Genomic DNA, 16,881 nt, shown 5'->3' with positions numbered 1-16,881 from the left:
TCCTGCTCAGCGCGCCGGGTAGATCGCGACGTCCGCCGCGCGGATCCCCAGGCGCACCTCATCCCCGGGCCGCAGCCGCTGGCGGGCCACCAGCTGCGGGGTGAGGTCAGCGGCGATCTCCCCGGCGCGCACGCGCACCGCGTCGCCGCGTGGCTCGAGATCCGTCACCTGCCGGGCCAGCACCATGGTCCCCGGCGAGGGGTGCGCATCGTCCTCGAGCAGGTCCACGTGCGCCGGGCGCACGGCGGCTCGGACCCTCGTCCCCGCGGCGACCGACTCGTGCATCATCCCGGCGAGCGTGCCGTCGACCGTGTGCCCGTCCCAGGTGCCGGTCAGCAGGTTCACTCCGGCCAGGCGCGCCGTGAACTGCTGCTGCGGGCGGGCGAGCACGTCCGCGGTCGGCCCGCTCTCGACCAGCCTCCCGCCCTCGAGCACGGCCACCCGATCGGCGAGGGTGACGACGTCGAGCACGTCGTGGGTGACGAGGATCGTGGTGCGCTCGGCGAGGACGCGTCGCAGGAGCTCGCGCAGCGCGGGCGCCACGTCGATGTCCAGGGCGGCCATCGGCTCGTCGAGCAGCAGCAGACGCGGGGACGCGGCCAGTGCGCGCGCGATCGCGACCCGCTGCGCCTGCCCGCCCGAGAGCTGGGAGGGCCGCCGGTCCGCGAGGTCGCCCAGCCCGATCTCCGAGAGCCACCAGGACGCCTCCTCGCGGGCCCGACGTCGCGGCGTGCCCTGCGCCCGCAGCCCGAAGGCGATGTTCTGGGCGACGCTGAGATGAGGAAACAGGACCGGATCCTGCGCGAGCGTGGTGACGGCGCGATCGTGCGGGGGCACCAGCAGAGCGCCCGTGCTCAGCAGCCTGCCCTCGAGCGTGATCCGGCCGGCGGACGGGCGCAGCGTGCCCGCGATCAGGGAGAGGACGCTCGACTTCCCGGCGCCGTTCGGGCCGACGAGGGCCAGCGTCTCGCCGTCGGCGACGTCGAGGGCGACGTCGAGCCCGCGCTCGGGGACGGTCGCCTCCAGGGCGAGGGTCATGCGGTCACCCGCCGTCGGGCGACCGCGATGATGAGCACCGCGACGATCATGAGCACGAAGGACAGCGCGACCGCGGCCTGGGGATCGCTCTCGCGCTGCAGGTAGATCTCCAGGGGCAGGGTGCGCGTGGTGCCCTGGAGGCTGCCGGCGAAGGTGATCGTCGCACCGAACTCGCCCAGCGCCCGGGCGAAGGAGAGCACGGTGCCCGAGAGCAGGGCGGGCAGCACCAGGGGAAGGGTGATGGTCGCCAGCACCCGCGAGGGCCGTGCGCCGAGGGAGGCGGCAGCGATCTCGTAGCGGGTCCCGGCCGTGCGCAGCGCCCCCTCGAGGCTGATCACGAGGAAGGGGAGGGCCACGAAGGTCTGGGCGATCACCACGGCGGTGGTGGAGAAGGTGATCTGGATCCCGAGGAGCTCGAGCTGCTGGCCGAGCAGACCCTGACGGCCGACGGTGTACAGCAGGGCGATGCCTCCCACCACCGGGGGCAGCACCAGGGGGATGAGCACCAGGGAGCGCAGCAGCGACAGGCCCGGGAAGCTCGTGCGGGCCAGGAGCAGCGCCAGCGGCACGCCGAGGATCACGCAGGCCAGCGCGCTCGTGGCCGAGGTCTGCAGGCTCAGCCGCAGGGCCTGGAGGGAGGATTCGCTGGTGATCAGCTCGGCGAAGCTGCCCCACTGCACGCGCGTGGCCATCGCCACCAGCGGCAGGAGCACGAAAAGGGCGCCGAGCAGGGCCGGGAGCAGCACCCAGCGGGGAAGGGATCTCACCTCATGCCCCGCCGGTGTCGGGCTCGCCGAAGCCGTACCCGCCGAGCATCTGCTGCCCGGACTCCCCGGTCACGAGATCCACGAACTCCTGACCGAGCTCGGGCTGCGCGGAGCCCTTCACGGTGGTGATCGGGTAGGTGTTCACCGCGCTGTCCGACTCGGGGAAGGCGATGCCCTCGACGCCGTCCCCGGCCTTCTTCACGTCGGTGACGTAGACCAGCCCGGCATCGGCCTCGCCGCTGGAGACCTTGTTCAGCACATCGGTGACGGACTGCTCCTCGCTGACGGGGGAGAAGTCCACCCCGGCGGCCCTTTCGACGGCCTCGGCGGCCGCGCCGCAGGGCACCTCGGGTGCGCAGACGACCAGATTGATCTCGTCCCCCGTGAGCGAGGCGAGGTCGGTGACGTGCGCAGGATTGCCCGCGGGCACCGCGATCATCAGCGTGTTGGTGGTGAACTCGACCGGATCGGCGGCCTGGAGGTCCGCGTCGACGAGCTTGTCCATGTTCGAGGTGTTGGCCGAGGCGAAGACGTCGGCCGGAGCGCCCTGCTGGATCTGTCCGACCAGGGTGGAGGACCCGGCGAAGCTGAACTCCACGTCCACGCCCTCGTGATCAGCCTCGAACTGCTCGCCGAGGTCCTCGAAGGGTTCCTGGAGCGATGCCGCGGCATAAACCGTGAGGGTGGTCGGCCCGGCGTCACCCTCCGCGGCGTCCGGCCCGCCGCCGACGGTGCTGCAGCCCGCGGCGCCGAGGGTGAGGGCTAGCGCGGCGGTGGCGGCGAGGCACGCGACAGCGGCGCGGGAGCGGCGGACGGCGCTCACGGGCTTCCTTCCGGAGCGGGGGCGGCCGACGATCTGGAGCCGGAACCGGAGCCGGACTGTGGGCTGGGACTGGGGACGGGACCGGGCGTCTCCGCCTCGATGACGACGTGTGTCGCCTTGATGACCGCGCTGGCGACCGAGCCCGGCTCGAGGCCGAGTTCGCGGACGGCCTCGCTGCTCATCAGGGAGACCACCCGGAAGGGCCCGCACTGCATCTCGACCTGGGCCATGACGGTGTCCATGACGACCTTCGTCACGAGACCCACGAAGCGGTTGCGGGCCGACGTCCGGGTCGCGCCGGCGAGCTCGGGGGCCACGGCGAGCTCGCGGGCCATGCGCGCCACCTCGACCCCGTCCAGGACGGTCCGCCCGCTGCCGTCGGCCGTGGCCTTGAGGGTGCCCTTCTCGATCCAGCGACGCACGGTGTCATCACTGACTCCGAGGAAGGTGGCGGCCTCGCGAACCCGTATCTGCGACATGGATGCCATTCTACGTCCGCGTATGCGGATCGGACGGCCTCTCAGTCGACGAGCAGCACCCCACCCAGAGCGATCGCGGCGACGAGCAGCGTGACCAGTGCTGCGAGCACGAAGGGGCGGGCTCCGACGTGGAGCAGCGTGCGCACCTTCACTCCGGTGCCGAGGGCGAACATCGCGGCGGCGAGCAGGGTGGTCTGCAGCAGGGCGCCGATGCTCAGCACGGTCTCGGGAAGCGGGACGACGGAGCGCAGCAGCACCAGGGCCAGGAAGCCGAGCACGAACAGCGGCACCAGGGGCGGGCGCTTCCCGTCGGCCGTCCCGCGGGAGCGCTCGCGGGCGCCGAGCACCGCCATGACGGGGGCGAGCATGAGGATGCGGGCGAGCTTCACGATCACGGCGACCGTGAGGGCGCCGCCACCGAGCACGCCGCCGGCGGCGACCACCTGGGCGATCTCGTGGATCGACGCCCCCGCCCACAGGCCCGCGGAGCGCTCGGACAGGCCCAGGAGCGTGGCGGCCGCCGGGAGCAGAGCGATCATCAGAGTGCCGAAGATGACCACGAGCGCCACCGCGGTGACCGTCTTCTCCTCATGCTCATCGTCGGGATCGGTGACTCCTGCCGCGGCGGCGACCGCAGCGGCGCCGCAGATCGAGAAGCCGCAGCCGATCAGCAGGGTGAGGCGCGGATCGACCTTCAGCAGCCTGCCCAGCGCGAGGGCGCCGACGATCCCGCCCACCACGACGCAGACCACCACGAGGAGCATCGGAGCGCCGAGGGCGAGGATGTCGCCGAGCACCAGCTGGAGCCCCAGCAATACGATGCCCGCTCGGAGCAGCTTCTTCGCGGAGAAGTCCGTGCCGGCCGCCACGGGCGCCGGCAGGCCCGCGGTGTTCGCGAGCGCGATGCCCACGATGATCGCGATGATCAGTGCGCTGACCCCGGGGAGGAAGGGTGCGACCAGCTGCGCGAGAACGGCCACGGCGAGGCTCAGGGCCAGGCCGGGGAGGAGTGAGGGGCGGTGCGCTGGGGGAGCGGTGGTCGTGGTCGCGGCATCGAGGGGGACAGTCCTCGTGGGACCGGTGCCGGTGGGGTTGACGATTTCGGGCATGCGAAGAACCCTGTCACCGCGGGTCAGGACCCGGTAGACGGCAATAGTCGATCAGGGCATATCCTTCTGATATGCCCGATGCTCTCCCGAACCTGCAGGCCCTCGCCCTCTTCGTCGCCGTCGTGGACGAGGGCGGGCTCGGTGCGGGCGCTCGCAGCCTCGGCATGTACCAGCCCAACGCCAGCCGCATGATCGGCCAGCTCGAGGCGCAGGCCGGGATGCCGCTGCTGGATCGCAACCCGCGGGGCTCGCGGCCCACGTCGGCCGGGCTGCTCTACGCCGCCCATGCCCGCGAGCTGCTCGAGGCGGCCGACGACTTTGCGGCCTGGCTGCGGCACAGCAGGGACGACGACACCCTTGACCTGCAGGTCGGCGCGTCGATGACCATCGCCGAGCACCTCATGCCGGCATGGCTCACCGACCTGCGCCGCACCAGTTCTCGCGTGCGGGTGGATCTGCGAGTGCTGAACTCCACGCAGGTGCTGGAGCAGATCCGCGGCGGGCAGCTGCAGCTCGGCTTCATCGAGACCCCGCACGTGCCCCGCTGGGTCCATGCCCGCACCCTGCGCGAGGACGAGCTGGTGCTGGTGGTCTCCCCGGACCACCCCTGGGCGGCGCACGCGGAGCGCGCCGAGCCGATGGCGCTCGAGGAGCTCGCGGCCACTCCGCTCGTGGTGCGCGAGGGCGGATCCGGGACCCGCGACGCCTTCGAAGAGCTGGTTCCGGCGGCGGCGAGCACTCCGCCGGTGCAGGAGCTCAGCAGCAATGCGGCGGTGCGGGTCGCCGTCTCCTCCGGGGCCGGGCCCGCGGTGCTGAGCATGCTGGCCGTGCGGGCGCAGCTCGAGACCGGTCAGCTGTGCCGGGTGCCCGTGGCCGGGGCGCGACTCCGCCGACCGCTCACCGCGGTCTGGAAGGGCCCGCGCACCCTCACCGGGCCGGCCGCTGATCTCGTCGCCGTCGCCGTCGCGACAGCCCCCAGGCGACCCGCCCCCTGATCGCCCCGACCCGCGTCGTCACCCCATGGCTATCCAGCCAGGCCGGGTTCCCCGGCACGACGTGTACGTTCGCGAGTGACACCGACCGCTGGGAGCAGAGCACATGCCGATCCTGACCAATACCGACGATCTGCCCGAGCAGCCGCACCGTGGCGCCGTGTGGTCCATCGCCGAACCGGATCGTGAGCTCGACTCGAACCTGATCCGCCTGCCCGCCGGTGACCGGATCGAGACGCATGTGGGCGCGGAGGTCGACACCTTCGTCCACGTGGTGCGCGGCGCGGGCACCCTCATCACGGAGCATGGCGAGGAGCCGCTGCGCAGCGGTGACGTCGCGCTCCTGCCCCGGCGCACCGTGCGCGGCTTCCTCGCGGGTGAGCACGGTCTGGAGTACCTGACCGTGCATCGCAAGCGGCAGTCGTTGCAGATCGGCACGAAGCCCGCGGCGACGACCGAGTGACCTGACCCGCTCTCACGGGGGCGGTGGATCCTCCGGATCGCAGGGTCCTGGCGGGCTCTCCGGCCGCAGGCTCCATGGCGGCTCCGGTGGTGGTTCGGGCGGTGGGGCTGGCAGCGACGCCGGCGTGGTCGCCGGGTCGGCATCCTTCGTCGCAGTCTTCTCAGTACCCGCCTGCGTCGCCCCCTGTGCCGTCCTCTGCGTGCGCCGTGCGAGATGCGTCCGCCAGGCGGCCTCGAGCTCCTCGACCGCGATCCGCGTGGCGAGGTCGACGTCGTCGGCGACGATGGCGTGGTCGCCCGTGCGGCCGAGGCGCCAGCGGGTTCGGCCGGGTTCGCGTGTGGCGGTGGGGATCCGGGCGGGGTCGAGGAGCCCGGCGGTCTTGTCCTGGTGGTGCTGCCAGCACAGCATGTGGAGATTCTCCAGCTCGGTGCGGCCACCGCGCTCGGGGTGCTCGTGGTCGAACTCCTCGAGGTGATCGCACTCGGCGGCCCAGGACGCAGGGCGGGTGCAGCCGGGCACGGCGCACGTGGCGTTGCGCAGCCGCAGGTGCTCGAGCACCGTCTGGCTGGGCTGATAGCGGTCCGCCGGGAGGGGCAGGAATGCGCCGGAGCAGGGATCGGTCAGCACGCGGAACCAGGTCTCCTGCCCACCGGCCAGCAGACGGGCCATCTCGGGCGGGATCGGTGTGGTGCCGTCCAGCATGCCGGGAGCGTCCGAGGCGCCGAGCAGGGTGAGGGCGGGCACCGTGACGTTGAGCCGGAACCGTGGGCCCGGGATCGGGACGTCCCCGGTATCGAAGGTGGCGTTCAGCTGGAGTTCGTAGCGCAGGCGGTCCAGGGGGAGCGGACGACCTGTCGAGGTGACCAGGTCGTCCACGTCGTACGGGATCTCCGTGTCGTCCCGAAGGGCCTTCCGCTGCGCTGCCTGGATCGCTCGGGCCGATTCATCCAGCCGCTTCCAGTACGCGAGGATCTCCGGGATGGGGCCACGTGCGACCAGAGAACCGGCCCCGCGGGTGGTGTCCGGGGCGATGGTGATCTCCCGCGGCAGCGGAGGTGCCTCCTCGAGCTCCTCCTCTCGGCGGGCGAGCAGGCCCACCAGGGCGCCGAGCAGCGTGATGAAGCGGTCCACCGGGATGTCCGTGGACCAGGTGGCGACGGCGAGGTCGAGCTGACGTCGCGATTCCTCGCTCAGATCCTCCGATTCACGCACCATGCGCTGGAACCACCAGGAAGGGAAGCGGCCGCCCTCCAGCAGGCTGAACGTGCGGGGCAGATGATGGGCCGCGCGATGCGCCGAGCGCAGCTCCCATCGGGCGACGCCGTGGGTGACGCGCAGCGCGATCGCGGCACGCGCCGTCGTGACGTCCTCCTCGTCCTCGTCATCCTCCCTCTCGCAGTCGAAGAGCTCGGCGAGCGCGCGATACCTGCCGGCGAGGGCGCGGGCGCTGGACTTCTCGGCATCCCAGACCCGCTGTGCGGCAGCGCCCAGCTCCGGGTCCTTCCCGCACTCTGTGCGGTCAGGAAGGCCATCGCGGGTGAGGGGAGAGCGGGCATCGACGATCTGCAGGCGTCGCGGGAGCGAGTCGAGGAACGCCCGCTCGTCGACTGCGATCCCGTCGTCGACTGCGTTCTCGTCGTCGACCGTGCTCTCGTCGTCATCCGGCTCCTCAACGAACGGCACGCTGTGACTCTGCGCGCTCATGCCCTGCACCCCCTCTGCTGCCCTCTGTCGCCTGGCCGCGGTGCGGTCCTGCGCCCTGAATCCGACTGCTTCGATCGTAGTCGGCGGAATGACCCCGATGAAGGGGTGTGGATAACTTCCATAATGTTCCCGAGCGGTATCCACAAAATGATGATCTGGCACTGTGGATAAAGTGTCTCTGGGGAGGAAGGGTCGTCGTGGCATCACGGGGGAGTCGCCGCAGAGTCGCCGCAGGATCGCTATGGACTCGCGGTGGGCACGCAGCGGACTCGCCGCCGATGTTCTGCAGATCGGACTCGGGTGCGGCCGGTCGAGGCGGCGTCAATGCTCCCGGGACCTGGAGTGACGTCGACCCATCGCCACATGGGTTCGCTGAGGGTGGCGGGCGGTGAGGTGCGGGTGGGGCGGTCTCCGTCTGTGGCTCGGCACGATGCCGCGCACCGTCCCTCAGGCTGTGCAGGAGAAGCGCTCTACGGAATTCTCACGGCGCGCGCGAAGAATGCACGTGTGGGGCCGTCCGGAAATCGGCTCGAAGGCTGGGTCAAATCAGGGGAATCGGTCACTGCGGAACGGTGTGCAGGGGATGGTGGAGCGACGCGCAGCGCTCAGGGCGCCCCGAAGGGTCTTCATCACCCAGCGCCTGCACTCCCCTGTCGGTCAGCTCCCACGCCCGCGACGTGCGCCAGCCCTCACTGCGCACACCGATCTCCACGGCGCGTCGGTATCTGCCGGTGCTCGCACGGGGCAGACTGGACCCATGGCCGAACTCTCTGATCCCCGCGTCGCCGTCTACCTGGACTTCGACAACATCGTGATGTCCTGGTACGACCGGGTGCACGGACGAAATGCCTATGGCCGCGACCGTCAGCGCATCGCCGAGGATCCCACGGAGCCCGAGATCGCCGAGCGCCTCGCGAAGGCGACGGTCGACGTTGGCGCGATCATCGACTACGCCGCCTCCTTCGGCTCCCTCATGCTCACCCGCGCCTATGCCGACTGGTCCTCCCCGGTCAACGCCGAGTACCGCTCGCAGCTGGTCGCCCGCGCCGTGGACCTCGTGCAGCTGTTCCCGGCCGCCGCCTATGCGAAGAACGGCGCCGACATCCGCCTCGCCGTGGACGCCGTCGAGGACATGTTCCGCATCCCTGACCTCACCCACGTGGTGATCGTCGCCGGCGATTCCGACTTCGTCCCGCTTGCGCAGCGCTGCCGCCGCCTCGGCCGCTACGTCATCGCGATGGGTGTGGCAGGCTCCACCGCGAAGTCCCTCGCCGCGGCCTGCGACGAGTTCGAGGCCTATGACAACCTCCCGGGCGTCGAGCGTCCCGAGGCACCCACGAGGACCCGCACCCGCCGGGGCCAGAGCAGCGGCAGCGGACGGGGCCGGGGCGGCGGCGACTCCAGCGGGTCCGCCGGGTCCGCCGGGTCCGCAGGATCTGACGCGACGGCGCAGTCGGCCCAGGACGCTGCTGATGCCGCCGCAGCCGAGGCGGCCGACGCCGCAGCCGACGCCGTCGATGACGACGACATCGAGAGCTCGGAGGATCCGCGCGAGGCGGCGACCCGTCTGCTCCAGCGCGCGCTGCAGCTGGGCGGGCGCGGCGACAGCGAGTGGCTGCACAGCTCTGCGGTGAAGTCGCACATGCGCCGCATGGACCCGTCCTTCAGCGAGAAGACCCTCGGGTTCCGCTCCTTCTCCGACTTCCTCAAGGCGAACTCCGACATCGCGGTGCTCGAGGAGACCGGACACGAACGACTGGTGCGCGCCTCCTACTGACCCGGCACCGCAGACTGTGCGTCCGTCCCTGGGACGGAATGTCACAGGAAGGTCACGCAACACCCTGGCCCTAGGGGATCCCCGGCGCCGCCCATAGTTTGGCGGCGAGCTCGATCCCCACCTCCCCAGGAGTGCGCATGTCCTACGTCAAGCCCGCTGACCTCGTCGGACGCATGATCGATGCCGGTGCCGGCAAGCTGCTGCTGTCCACGCGCGACACCCTGATCCGCGGCTTCATGGGCGGCGCGCTCCTCACGCTGGGGGCCGCCTTCGCCGTCACGGTCACCGTCCAGACCGGGCAGCCGCTGCTCGGCGCGCTGCTGTTCCCCATCGGCTTCATCCTGCTGTACCTGCTCGGCTACGACCTGCTCACCGGGGTCTTCACCTTGGCTCCGCTGGCACTGCTGGCCCGCCGACCGGGGGCGAGCGTCCGGTCGATCCTGCGCAACTGGGGCCTCGTCTTCGTCGGGAACTTCGCGGGAGCGTTCACCGTCGCCCTGGTGATGGCGATCTGCTTCACCTACGCCTTCTCGACCGCCCCGAACGAGGTCGGGCTCGCGATCCGCGAGATCGGCCATGGCCGCACCGTCGGCTATGCCGAGCACGGTGCGGGCGGCATGCTCACCCTCTTCCTGCGCGGGGTGCTGTGCAACGTCATGGTCTCCACCGGGGTCATCGCCGCGATGATGTCCGACGCTCTGATCAGCAAGGTCATCGCGATGTGGATGCCCGTGATGCTCTTCTTCTCCATGGGCTTCGAGCACTCCGTGGTGAACATGTTCCTGTTCCCCTCGGGGCTTCTGCTCGGCGCGGACTTCACGATCGGCGACTACCTGGTCTGGAACGAGATCCCGACCGTGCTGGGCAACCTCGTCGGCGGTGTCGTCTTCGTGGGTCTGGTGCTGTATGCCACGCACCACCGCACCGCCCCGGCGCGGGTGCCGGCCGTCAGCCCGGCCGCCAGCCCTGCCGCCGCTCCCGCCCCCACCAGCGCCCAGCCCGTGGCGGTCGTGCGATGAGCGCCACCCGCCTGGTGGTGGTCGGCGCCGGGATGGTCGCCCACCGTCTCGTCGAGAGCCTGCTCTCCCGGGCCGGGGACGGTCTCGAGGTGACCGTGCTCGGGGAGGAGGGTTGCGCTCCCTACGACAGGGTGGGGCTGAGCCGGTACGTCGACGGCGCCGATCCCGGGTCGCTGTCCCTGGATCCCGAGCCGTTCCAGGATCCGCGCGTGCGCCTCCTCGCCGGGGACCCCGTCGCCCGCATCGACCGCGAGGAGCGCCAGGTCGTCACCCGCAGCGGGCAGGTGCACGGCTACGACCGCCTCGTCCTCGCGACCGGGTCCGCGGCCGCACGACCGCCGATCGAGGGCGCCGAGCTGCCGGGAGTGTTCGTCTACCGCACCCTGGACGACGTCCGGCAGCTGCGCGCGCACGTCGAGCACGTCGAGGCCGCTGCGCGCCGACGGGGACGCGCGGTGCGCGGAGTCGTCATCGGCGGCGGGCTGCTCGGGCTCGAGGCGGCCGGCGCCCTGCAGGGACTCGGCGCCGCGGCGACCGTGGTGCAGTCGGGCGACCGCGTGATGTCGGCCCAGCTCGACCTTCCGGCCGGCACCGCCCTGCGCCGTCTCCTCGAGCAGCGCGACATCGTCCTGCGCACGAGCGCCCGCACCACCCGTCTCGCCGCGGGGGCCGACGGGCAGGTGGTCGGCATCGAGTACGCCGACGGGTCCAGCGACCCTGCTGACCTGGTGGTCCTCACCGTCGGCGTCCGCCCACGGGATGAGCTGGCGCGCGCTGCGGGACTGGACTGCGCCGAGCGCGGCGGGGTGGAGATCGACGCCGGCTGCCGCACCAGCGATCCCGCGATCCTGGCGATCGGGGAGGTCGCCTCCTTCGAGGGCCGCTGTGTGGGCCTGGTGGCCCCCGGCTACGCGATGGCCGAGGTGGCGGCGGACCGTCTGCTCGGCGGGGACTCCACCTTCACCGGCTTTGACCTCTCCACCAAGCTCAAGCTCTCCGGGGTGGACGTGGCGAGCTTCGGCGACGCCTTCGCCACCACACCCGGCGCGCTCGACGTGGTCTACGCGGACCCCGTCGGAGGGGTGTACAAGAAGCTCGTGCTCTCCGACGACGCCCGCACGCTGTTGGGCGGCATGCTGGTGGGCGACGCCTCTGCGTACGGCGCCCTGCGGCCTTTGGTGGGGAGCGCGCTCGGAGCGGATCCGGCCGCCTACCTCCTGCCGGAGGGCGGTGTGGTCGCCCCGAGCGGCGAGCTGCCCGATGCGGCCGTCGTCTGCTCCTGCGCGGGGGTGACCGCCGGCCGGATCCGGGAGGCCGTGCACGAGGAGGGCTGCGAGGATGCCGGTGCCGTCGCGGCCTGCACCCGGGCCGGCGCCACCTGCGGCTCCTGCGTGCTCGCGGTCAAGGGCCTCGTCACCACCGAGCTGGCCGGGATGGGACGTGCCGTCTCGACCGCGTTGTGCGAGCACTTCGATCTCTCGCGCCGTCAGCTGTTCGACGCCGTGCAGGTCTCGGGCCTGACCACGTTCTCGGCGATCATCGGGCGATTCGGCAGCGGACGCGGATGCGCCACCTGCAAGCCGGCGCTCGCGAGCATCCTGGCGACCCTCGCCCCGCGCCATGTGCTCGAGGGGGAGAACGCGACCCTGCAGGACACCAACGACCACGTCATGGCGAACATGCAGAAGGACGGCACCTACTCCGTGGTCCCGCGGATGGCGGGCGGGGAGGTCACCCCGGAGGGCCTGATCGTGATCGGCGAGATCGCCCGGGACTTCGGGCTGTACACCAAGCTCACCGGCGGCCAGCGCATCGACATGTTCGGCGCGCGGCTCGAGGAGCTGCCGCCGATCTGGGAGCGGCTGGTGGCCGCGGGGTTCGAGTCCGGGCAGGCCTACGGCAAATCGCTGCGCACCGTGAAGTCCTGCGTGGGGTCGGCCTGGTGCCGCTACGGGGTGCTCGACTCGACCGCCATGGCCGTGCGCCTGGAACTGCGCTATCGCGGTCTGCGCGCCCCGCACAAGCTCAAGCTCGGCGTCTCCGGCTGCGCCCGTGAGTGCGCGGAGGCGCGCAGCAAGGACGCCGGGATCATCGCCACCGCGCAGGGCTGGAACCTGTACGTGGGCGGCAACGGCGGGGCGACCCCGCGCCATGCCGAGCTGCTCGCCGAGGGCTTGGACGACGAGACTCTCGTGCGCACCATCGACAGGTTCTTCGTGTACTACCTCCGCACCGCCGACACGCTGCAGCGCACCGCGCCGTGGCTCCAGGCGCTCGACGGCGGGATCGGCACCCTGCGGGAGGTGGTCCTCGAGGACTCCCTCGGGATCTGCACCGATCTCGACGCCGCGATGGACCGTCATGTGGAGGACTACGAGGACGAATGGGCGGCGACCCTCGCCGACCCCGAGAAGCTGCGGCGGTTCCGCTCGTTCGTGAACGCCCCGCAGACCCCGGATCCCTCGCTGGCCTACACCCCCGCCCGGGGGCAGGTCCGGCCGGCGAGCGGCGAGGAACGACGATCCGGCGAGGTCCTCATCGCCGGCACCCGACTGGAGGTACGACGATGAACATGCAGACCCTCGAACCCACGACGCGAACCGGGCCCACCTGGCGCCCGGTGTGCTCGGTGGACGATCTCGAGATCGAGCGGGGGCGCGCCGCACTCGTCGACCACGCCCAGATCGCCCTGTTCCTGCTGGCCGACGGCAGCATCCGGGCGACCTGCAATCGCGATCCCTACTCCGACGCCTACGTCCTCTCCCGCGGCATCGTCGGCTCGCACGGGGACGCGCCCACGATCGCATCCCCGATGCACAAGCAGGTCTTCGACCTGCGAACCGGCGCCTGCCTCGATCCGCGGGGCAAGGACCCGGCACGGCTGCGCACCTGGCAGGCCCGCCAGGATCGGGGCACCGTGTACCTCCTGTGGGGGAGGGTGAGATGACCGGGAAGGTCTCCCTGGTCGGCGGCGGTCCCGGGCCGGTGGATCTCCTGACGATGCGCGCCCACCGCCTGCTCGCAGAAGCGGACGTCATCGTGGCCGACCGCCTCGGGCCCGGTCCCGAGGCAATCGCCGAGCTGGGCTGGTGCGCCGAGGTGATCGACGTCGGCAAGCACCCCGGTCACCACCCGGTCCCGCAGGAGCGGATCACCTCGCTGCTCATCGAGCACGCCCGCGCCGGCCGGAGCGTGGTGAGGCTCAAGGGCGGAGACCCGTTCGTCTTCGGCCGCGGGGGAGAGGAGCTCACGGCCTGCCTGGCCGCGGGCATCGAGGTCGAGGTGGTGCCCGGGGTCAGCAGTGCGATCGCCGTTCCGCAGGCCGCCGGCATCCCCGTCACCCACCGGGGCACTGCCGGGACGGTCCACATCGTGCACGGGCAGGGCCCGCTGAGCACGGCGACGCTCGCCGCGCTCGGGGACAGCACCGTGACCACGATCGTGCTGATGGGGGTCGCGGGCCTGGAGCGGCTGGTGGCCGACGCTCTCGCCCACGGGACACCGGCGTCGCGGCCTGTCGCGATCGTGGAGGACGGGCACACCGACCGGCAGCGGACCACCAGGGCGTCTCTCGGCGGGATCGTCGCGGCCGCCCGGGAGACGGGGGTGCGCAGCCCCGCGGTGATCGTGATCGGCGAGGTGGCCCGTGCCGGGCTGCTGCTCCCGGCGCGACCGAGCGAGCCGGTGGATGCCGTGCGGGTGGACGCCCTCGCATGAGCGCCGCCCCGCAGCTCACGACAGCCCTGGACGGCCGCACCATCGTGCTCGCCGTCGAACGTCGTGCCGAGGAGCTCGCCTCGGCCCTCGGTCGTCACGGGGCGACGATCGAGCACGCCCCGGCCCTGTCGACCCTCCGCCTTCACGAGGACGGACTGCTCATCGAGCGCACCGGTGACCTGATCGCCGAGCCGCCGGAGATCGTCGCAGCGCTCACCGGTGTCGGGTTCCGAGGCTGGATGGAGGCGGCCGACGCCGCCGGGCTGGGGACGGATCTGCGCGCAGCGCTCGCCGGAGCCCGGATCGTGGCGCGCGGAGCGAAGGCGCACGGTGCCGTGCGACAGGCGGGACTGCTCACCGCGTGGGTGGCGGACACCGAGACCACCGCCGAGGTGGGGGATCATCTCCTGGCCGGAGGGGCCAGGGGGCGACGGATCGCGATCCAGCACCATGGCACAGGGGCCGACGGCCTCGACGAGCTCCTGCGCCGCCGCGGTGCCCAGGTGGTCGCCGTGGCCCCGTACCGCTCCATCCCGCCGCGGGACCCGGCGGCGTTGCAGCGGTCGGTACGGCGCGCCGCGGTCGGAGAGGTCGATGCGGTGGTGCTGACCGCAGCCCCCGCGGCGTCTGCCTGGCTGGAGGAGTCGGAACGGCTCAGCGTCCTCGCGGCGATCCGGGACCGGGCGCTCTCGGGTCAGCTGGTGATGGCCTGCATCGGAGCGGTGACCGCGGGCCCGGTCGAGGCGCGCGGCCTCCCGGTCCTGATGCCGGACAGGGGCCGTCTGGGATCTCTCGTGCGCGCTCTCGTGCACCACTACGAGGTGCGGTCATGAGTGCGGTCATGGAGGCGGCCACGGTGGGCCCTCCGGTGCTGATCGCCTGCTCGCACGGCACCCGGTCAGCGGCCGGTCGGACGACGATCGCCGCTCTGATCGCCCAGGCGGCGCGGGAGCTGCCCGGGGTGCGGGTCGAGCACGCCGTGGTCGACGTCGAGCGGCCGGAGATCAGCGGGGTCGTCGCCCGTGTCGCGGCCGACAGCCCGGTGGTGGTCGTGCCGCTGCTGCTGTCGCCAGGTCATCACACACGGGTCGACATCGGTGCTGCGTGCGCTCCGTATCCACAGGCCACGGCCGCGCCGGCGCTGGGTCCGCATCCGGAGCTCGTCGATGTCCTCACGAGCCGACTCGCGGCGTTGCCGGGTGGCGATGCCGGGTTCCGGCCGGGAGACCACGTCGTGCTCGCTGCGGCGGGCTCGACGGATCCTGCCTCGGCCCGCGCCGTCGAACGGATGCGGGACCTCCTGCAGGCGGAGCTCCCTGCGCCGATCACCCTCGGCTACGGGGCGGGGGTCCGGCCCCGGCTGCCCGAGGCGGTCGCCGCGGCACGGGCCGCCGGGGCCCGGCGGGTGGTCGCCGTGAGCTATGTGCTCGCCCCGGGGCATTTCGCGGGGCTGGTGCAGCGCAGCGGCGCGGATCTGGTCTCAGCTCCGCTGGGTGCGGATCCGGCGGTGGCCTCGGTGGTCGTCGCACGATATCGGGAGATGACGACGGCGATCACCTGACACCACTGGTCCCGCGGGAGGATACTGGAGGCCCCGACGAAGGAGACGACGTCATGAACCTGGTCCTGTGGATCCTCGCCTTCCTGCTCGCCGCCGTGTTCATCGGGTCGGGCCTGGCGAAGCTGCTCATCCCGCGCGCGCAACAGGTCGAGCGCACCCCCTACGCCGAGGATTTCCCGCACAGCGTGATCGTGGGCATCGGCGTGCTCGAGATCCTGGGAGCCGTCGGGCTGATCCTGCCCGCGCTCACCGGGGTCGCCACGATCCTGGTGGCCTTCGCGGCGGCCGGCCTCGCGATCACGATGGTCTTCGCAGCGCTCGTGCACATCCGCCGCGGTGACGGCTTCGCGGCGGCGCTGCCCTCGATCGTGCTCGCAATCCTCTCCGTGCTCGTGGCCTGGTCGCGGTTCGGCCCGTACCAGCTCTGATCTCTGGTCGGAGACATGACGCGGATCAGCGTCCGAACAGGTCCCCGAGGCCCAGGTCGGACACCTGATCGCCGAATCCGGAGGCCTGTTCCCCGATATCAGTGACGCTGCCGCCCAGACCCTCGAGCTCTTCGATGCTCCCGAGCCCTTCGACGCCGTCGGGCAACCCGCCGAGATCCTCGCCCAAGCCTTCGGTGAGGCTGTCGACGTCGATCCCCTCACCGAGCGCGTCCTGCAACAGTGCACCACCGATGCTGGTGACGACCGCGCCGCCGGCGACGACGCCGAGCAGTCCTGCGGTGCCGATCGCGCCGACGCCGAATACGCCCGCCCCGCGAGCGCGGGAGCCGTTCTGATCGGCACTGGTCCGCGGAGCGGAACTGCGCACATCCGGGCCGCGCCCTGAGCGCGTGAGCAGGCTCGTCAGCTTCCGGGGATCGAGGACACCGAGACGGGTGGCCGAGCGGGCGAGGTCCTGCGGGGCGTCGCTTCGCGGCCGCTCCGACAGGGGAAGCTCCTCCTGCATCGTCGAGCCGAGCTGTGCGCGCTGCTCCGGGGTCAGGCGCTCGAAGGCCTCGCGATGGACCTGCTCGAGCTGGTCAGGCTCCGCTGTGCGCACCAGATAGTCGTAACGGGCGATCGCGCGGCGGTCGGTGTCCGAGAGCCCCGACCCCTGCGGTCCGCCAGTTCTCCGGAGATGCTGCGCCCTTCTCGGAGCGTAGTGCTCACTCCGACTCTCGGTCGGGTCTGTTCGCCGGCCGCCGCGCTGGTCGTGTCGGTCGCCCTCGCCGGTGAACGCGTCGGCGGCGGAGCGCACCATGGTGCGCCAGTCCGAGCCCTTGCTCGATCCGCTCGAGCGGTCCTGCGATGAGGAGTTCTGGTCGATGGCCTGCTTCGCCATCCCGAACAGGCGGTTGATCGTACCCATCGTGGTCCTTCCGATCGCCGTCGTGCCCCGGGGCCGGGGCTGCGCTCGAGGATCACACCTCGATCTGCACACGGGT

17 protein-coding genes are annotated in these 16,881 nt (G+C 71.9%); 10 read left to right on the top strand and 7 right to left on the bottom strand.

The window, feature by feature from the left end:
- Window positions 1-6: 6 nt before the first annotated feature.
- The 5 genes from INT49_RS01520 to INT49_RS01500 are packed head-to-tail and all read right to left on the bottom strand — an operon-like array spanning window position 7 to window position 4,216.
- Entirely contained in the window at window positions 7-1,038 is a 1,032-nt protein-coding gene (locus INT49_RS01520) for a sulfate/molybdate ABC transporter ATP-binding protein (RefSeq protein WP_193115960.1), read from the bottom strand.
- Window positions 1,035-1,805: an ABC transporter permease gene (locus tag INT49_RS01515; protein ID WP_193115959.1), complete on the bottom strand. Its 771-nt coding sequence runs from the start codon at window positions 1,803-1,805 to the stop codon at window positions 1,035-1,037. The genes INT49_RS01520 and INT49_RS01515 overlap by 4 nt, the downstream gene beginning before the upstream one ends.
- 1 nt (window position 1,806) lies before the next feature.
- Window positions 1,807-2,628, bottom strand: coding sequence for a molybdate ABC transporter substrate-binding protein (modA, locus tag INT49_RS01510; protein WP_193115958.1), 822 nt, complete (start codon window positions 2,626-2,628; stop codon window positions 1,807-1,809).
- Window positions 2,625-3,107, bottom strand: a complete 483-nt coding sequence (locus INT49_RS01505) for a TOBE domain-containing protein (protein ID WP_193115957.1) — start codon at window positions 3,105-3,107, stop codon at window positions 2,625-2,627. Before INT49_RS01505 ends, modA begins: the two co-directional genes overlap by 4 nt.
- 41 nt (window positions 3,108-3,148) lie before the next feature.
- Window positions 3,149-4,216, bottom strand: a complete 1,068-nt coding sequence (locus INT49_RS01500) for a YeiH family protein (RefSeq protein WP_193115956.1) — start codon at window positions 4,214-4,216, stop codon at window positions 3,149-3,151.
- 71 nt (window positions 4,217-4,287) lie between these two features.
- Here INT49_RS01500 and INT49_RS01495 point away from each other — a divergent pair, with 71 nt between their 5' ends.
- The gene (locus INT49_RS01495; protein WP_193115955.1) at window positions 4,288-5,211 is read left to right on the top strand and encodes a LysR family transcriptional regulator; all 924 of its coding nucleotides are present in this window, start codon (window positions 4,288-4,290) and stop codon (window positions 5,209-5,211) included.
- A gap of 103 nt (window positions 5,212-5,314) precedes the next feature.
- Window positions 5,315-5,671: a cupin domain-containing protein gene (locus INT49_RS01490; protein ID WP_193115954.1), complete on the top strand. Its 357-nt coding sequence runs from the start codon at window positions 5,315-5,317 to the stop codon at window positions 5,669-5,671.
- A 12-nt stretch (window positions 5,672-5,683) separates the two neighbouring features.
- On the opposite strand, the gene INT49_RS21500 is transcribed toward INT49_RS01490, so the two are convergent.
- Entirely contained in the window at window positions 5,684-7,354 is a 1,671-nt protein-coding gene (locus tag INT49_RS21500) for an HNH endonuclease signature motif containing protein (RefSeq protein WP_193115953.1), read from the bottom strand.
- A 778-nt stretch (window positions 7,355-8,132) separates the two neighbouring features.
- Between INT49_RS21500 and INT49_RS01480 the strand changes: the two genes are divergently transcribed.
- The 8 genes from INT49_RS01480 to INT49_RS01445 all read left to right on the top strand — a co-directional run bounded on the left by INT49_RS01480 (window position 8,133) and on the right by INT49_RS01445 (window position 15,877).
- Window positions 8,133-9,152 (top strand): NYN domain-containing protein, encoded by a 1,020-nt coding sequence (locus tag INT49_RS01480; RefSeq protein ID WP_193115952.1) that lies wholly within the window; start codon window positions 8,133-8,135, stop codon window positions 9,150-9,152.
- 137 nt (window positions 9,153-9,289) lie between these two features.
- Window positions 9,290-10,171 (top strand): formate/nitrite transporter family protein, encoded by an 882-nt coding sequence (locus INT49_RS01475; protein WP_193115951.1) that lies wholly within the window; start codon window positions 9,290-9,292, stop codon window positions 10,169-10,171.
- A complete protein-coding gene (gene nirB / locus INT49_RS01470; protein WP_193115950.1) occupies window positions 10,168-12,741 on the top strand; it encodes a nitrite reductase large subunit NirB in 2,574 nt (857 codons plus the stop codon). The genes INT49_RS01475 and nirB overlap by 4 nt, the downstream gene beginning before the upstream one ends.
- Window positions 12,738-13,118, top strand: a complete 381-nt coding sequence (nirD, locus tag INT49_RS01465) for a nitrite reductase small subunit NirD (RefSeq protein WP_193115949.1) — start codon at window positions 12,738-12,740, stop codon at window positions 13,116-13,118. The genes nirB and nirD overlap by 4 nt, the downstream gene beginning before the upstream one ends.
- Window positions 13,115-13,888, top strand: coding sequence for a uroporphyrinogen-III C-methyltransferase (gene cobA, locus INT49_RS01460; protein ID WP_193115948.1), 774 nt, complete (start codon window positions 13,115-13,117; stop codon window positions 13,886-13,888). The genes nirD and cobA overlap by 4 nt, the downstream gene beginning before the upstream one ends.
- Entirely contained in the window at window positions 13,885-14,721 is an 837-nt protein-coding gene (locus INT49_RS01455; RefSeq protein WP_193115947.1) for a uroporphyrinogen-III synthase, read from the top strand. The genes cobA and INT49_RS01455 overlap by 4 nt, the downstream gene beginning before the upstream one ends.
- Window positions 14,718-15,449 (top strand): sirohydrochlorin chelatase, encoded by a 732-nt coding sequence (locus tag INT49_RS01450; RefSeq protein ID WP_226849611.1) that lies wholly within the window; start codon window positions 14,718-14,720, stop codon window positions 15,447-15,449. The genes INT49_RS01455 and INT49_RS01450 overlap by 4 nt, the downstream gene beginning before the upstream one ends.
- A gap of 53 nt (window positions 15,450-15,502) precedes the next feature.
- Window positions 15,503-15,877, top strand: coding sequence for a DoxX family protein (locus INT49_RS01445; RefSeq protein ID WP_193115946.1), 375 nt, complete (start codon window positions 15,503-15,505; stop codon window positions 15,875-15,877).
- A 25-nt stretch (window positions 15,878-15,902) separates the two neighbouring features.
- Here INT49_RS01445 and INT49_RS01440 read toward each other — a convergent pair whose 3' ends face one another.
- Entirely contained in the window at window positions 15,903-16,805 is a 903-nt protein-coding gene (locus INT49_RS01440; RefSeq protein WP_193115945.1) for a cation-transporting ATPase, read from the bottom strand.
- Window positions 16,806-16,881 lie beyond the last annotated feature (76 nt).

This window comes from Brachybacterium tyrofermentans (genome assembly GCF_014897585.1).
GTDB lineage: Bacteria > Actinomycetota > Actinomycetes > Actinomycetales > Dermabacteraceae > Brachybacterium > Brachybacterium tyrofermentans.
The sequence above is the reverse complement of the archived record's forward strand: the minus strand, read 5'-3'. Positions and strand labels throughout refer to the sequence as shown.

Excerpts from the sequence above, each read along its gene's own strand:
- INT49_RS01440 (WP_193115945.1), bottom strand. The coding sequence starts at position 16,805 with ATGGGTACGATCAACCGCCTGTTCGGGATGGCGAAGCAGGCCATCGAC.
- INT49_RS01500 (WP_193115956.1), bottom strand. The coding sequence starts at position 4,216 with ATGCCCGAAATCGTCAACCCCACCGGCACCGGTCCCACGAGGACTGTC.
- INT49_RS01520 (WP_193115960.1), bottom strand. The coding sequence starts at position 1,038 with ATGACCCTCGCCCTGGAGGCGACCGTCCCCGAGCGCGGGCTCGACGTC.
- cobA (WP_193115948.1), top strand. The coding sequence starts at position 13,115 with ATGACCGGGAAGGTCTCCCTGGTCGGCGGCGGTCCCGGGCCGGTGGAT.
- nirB (WP_193115950.1), top strand. The coding sequence starts at position 10,168 with ATGAGCGCCACCCGCCTGGTGGTGGTCGGCGCCGGGATGGTCGCCCAC.
- INT49_RS01450 (WP_226849611.1), top strand. The coding sequence starts at position 14,718 with ATGAGTGCGGTCATGGAGGCGGCCACGGTGGGCCCTCCGGTGCTGATC.
- INT49_RS01490 (WP_193115954.1), top strand. The coding sequence starts at position 5,315 with ATGCCGATCCTGACCAATACCGACGATCTGCCCGAGCAGCCGCACCGT.
- INT49_RS01495 (WP_193115955.1), top strand. The coding sequence starts at position 4,288 with ATGCCCGATGCTCTCCCGAACCTGCAGGCCCTCGCCCTCTTCGTCGCC.
- INT49_RS01505 (WP_193115957.1), bottom strand. The coding sequence starts at position 3,107 with ATGTCGCAGATACGGGTTCGCGAGGCCGCCACCTTCCTCGGAGTCAGT.
- INT49_RS01475 (WP_193115951.1), top strand. The coding sequence starts at position 9,290 with ATGTCCTACGTCAAGCCCGCTGACCTCGTCGGACGCATGATCGATGCC.
- INT49_RS01455 (WP_193115947.1), top strand. The coding sequence starts at position 13,885 with ATGAGCGCCGCCCCGCAGCTCACGACAGCCCTGGACGGCCGCACCATC.
- INT49_RS01445 (WP_193115946.1), top strand. The coding sequence starts at position 15,503 with ATGAACCTGGTCCTGTGGATCCTCGCCTTCCTGCTCGCCGCCGTGTTC.
- INT49_RS01480 (WP_193115952.1), top strand. The coding sequence starts at position 8,133 with ATGGCCGAACTCTCTGATCCCCGCGTCGCCGTCTACCTGGACTTCGAC.
- nirD (WP_193115949.1), top strand. The coding sequence starts at position 12,738 with ATGAACATGCAGACCCTCGAACCCACGACGCGAACCGGGCCCACCTGG.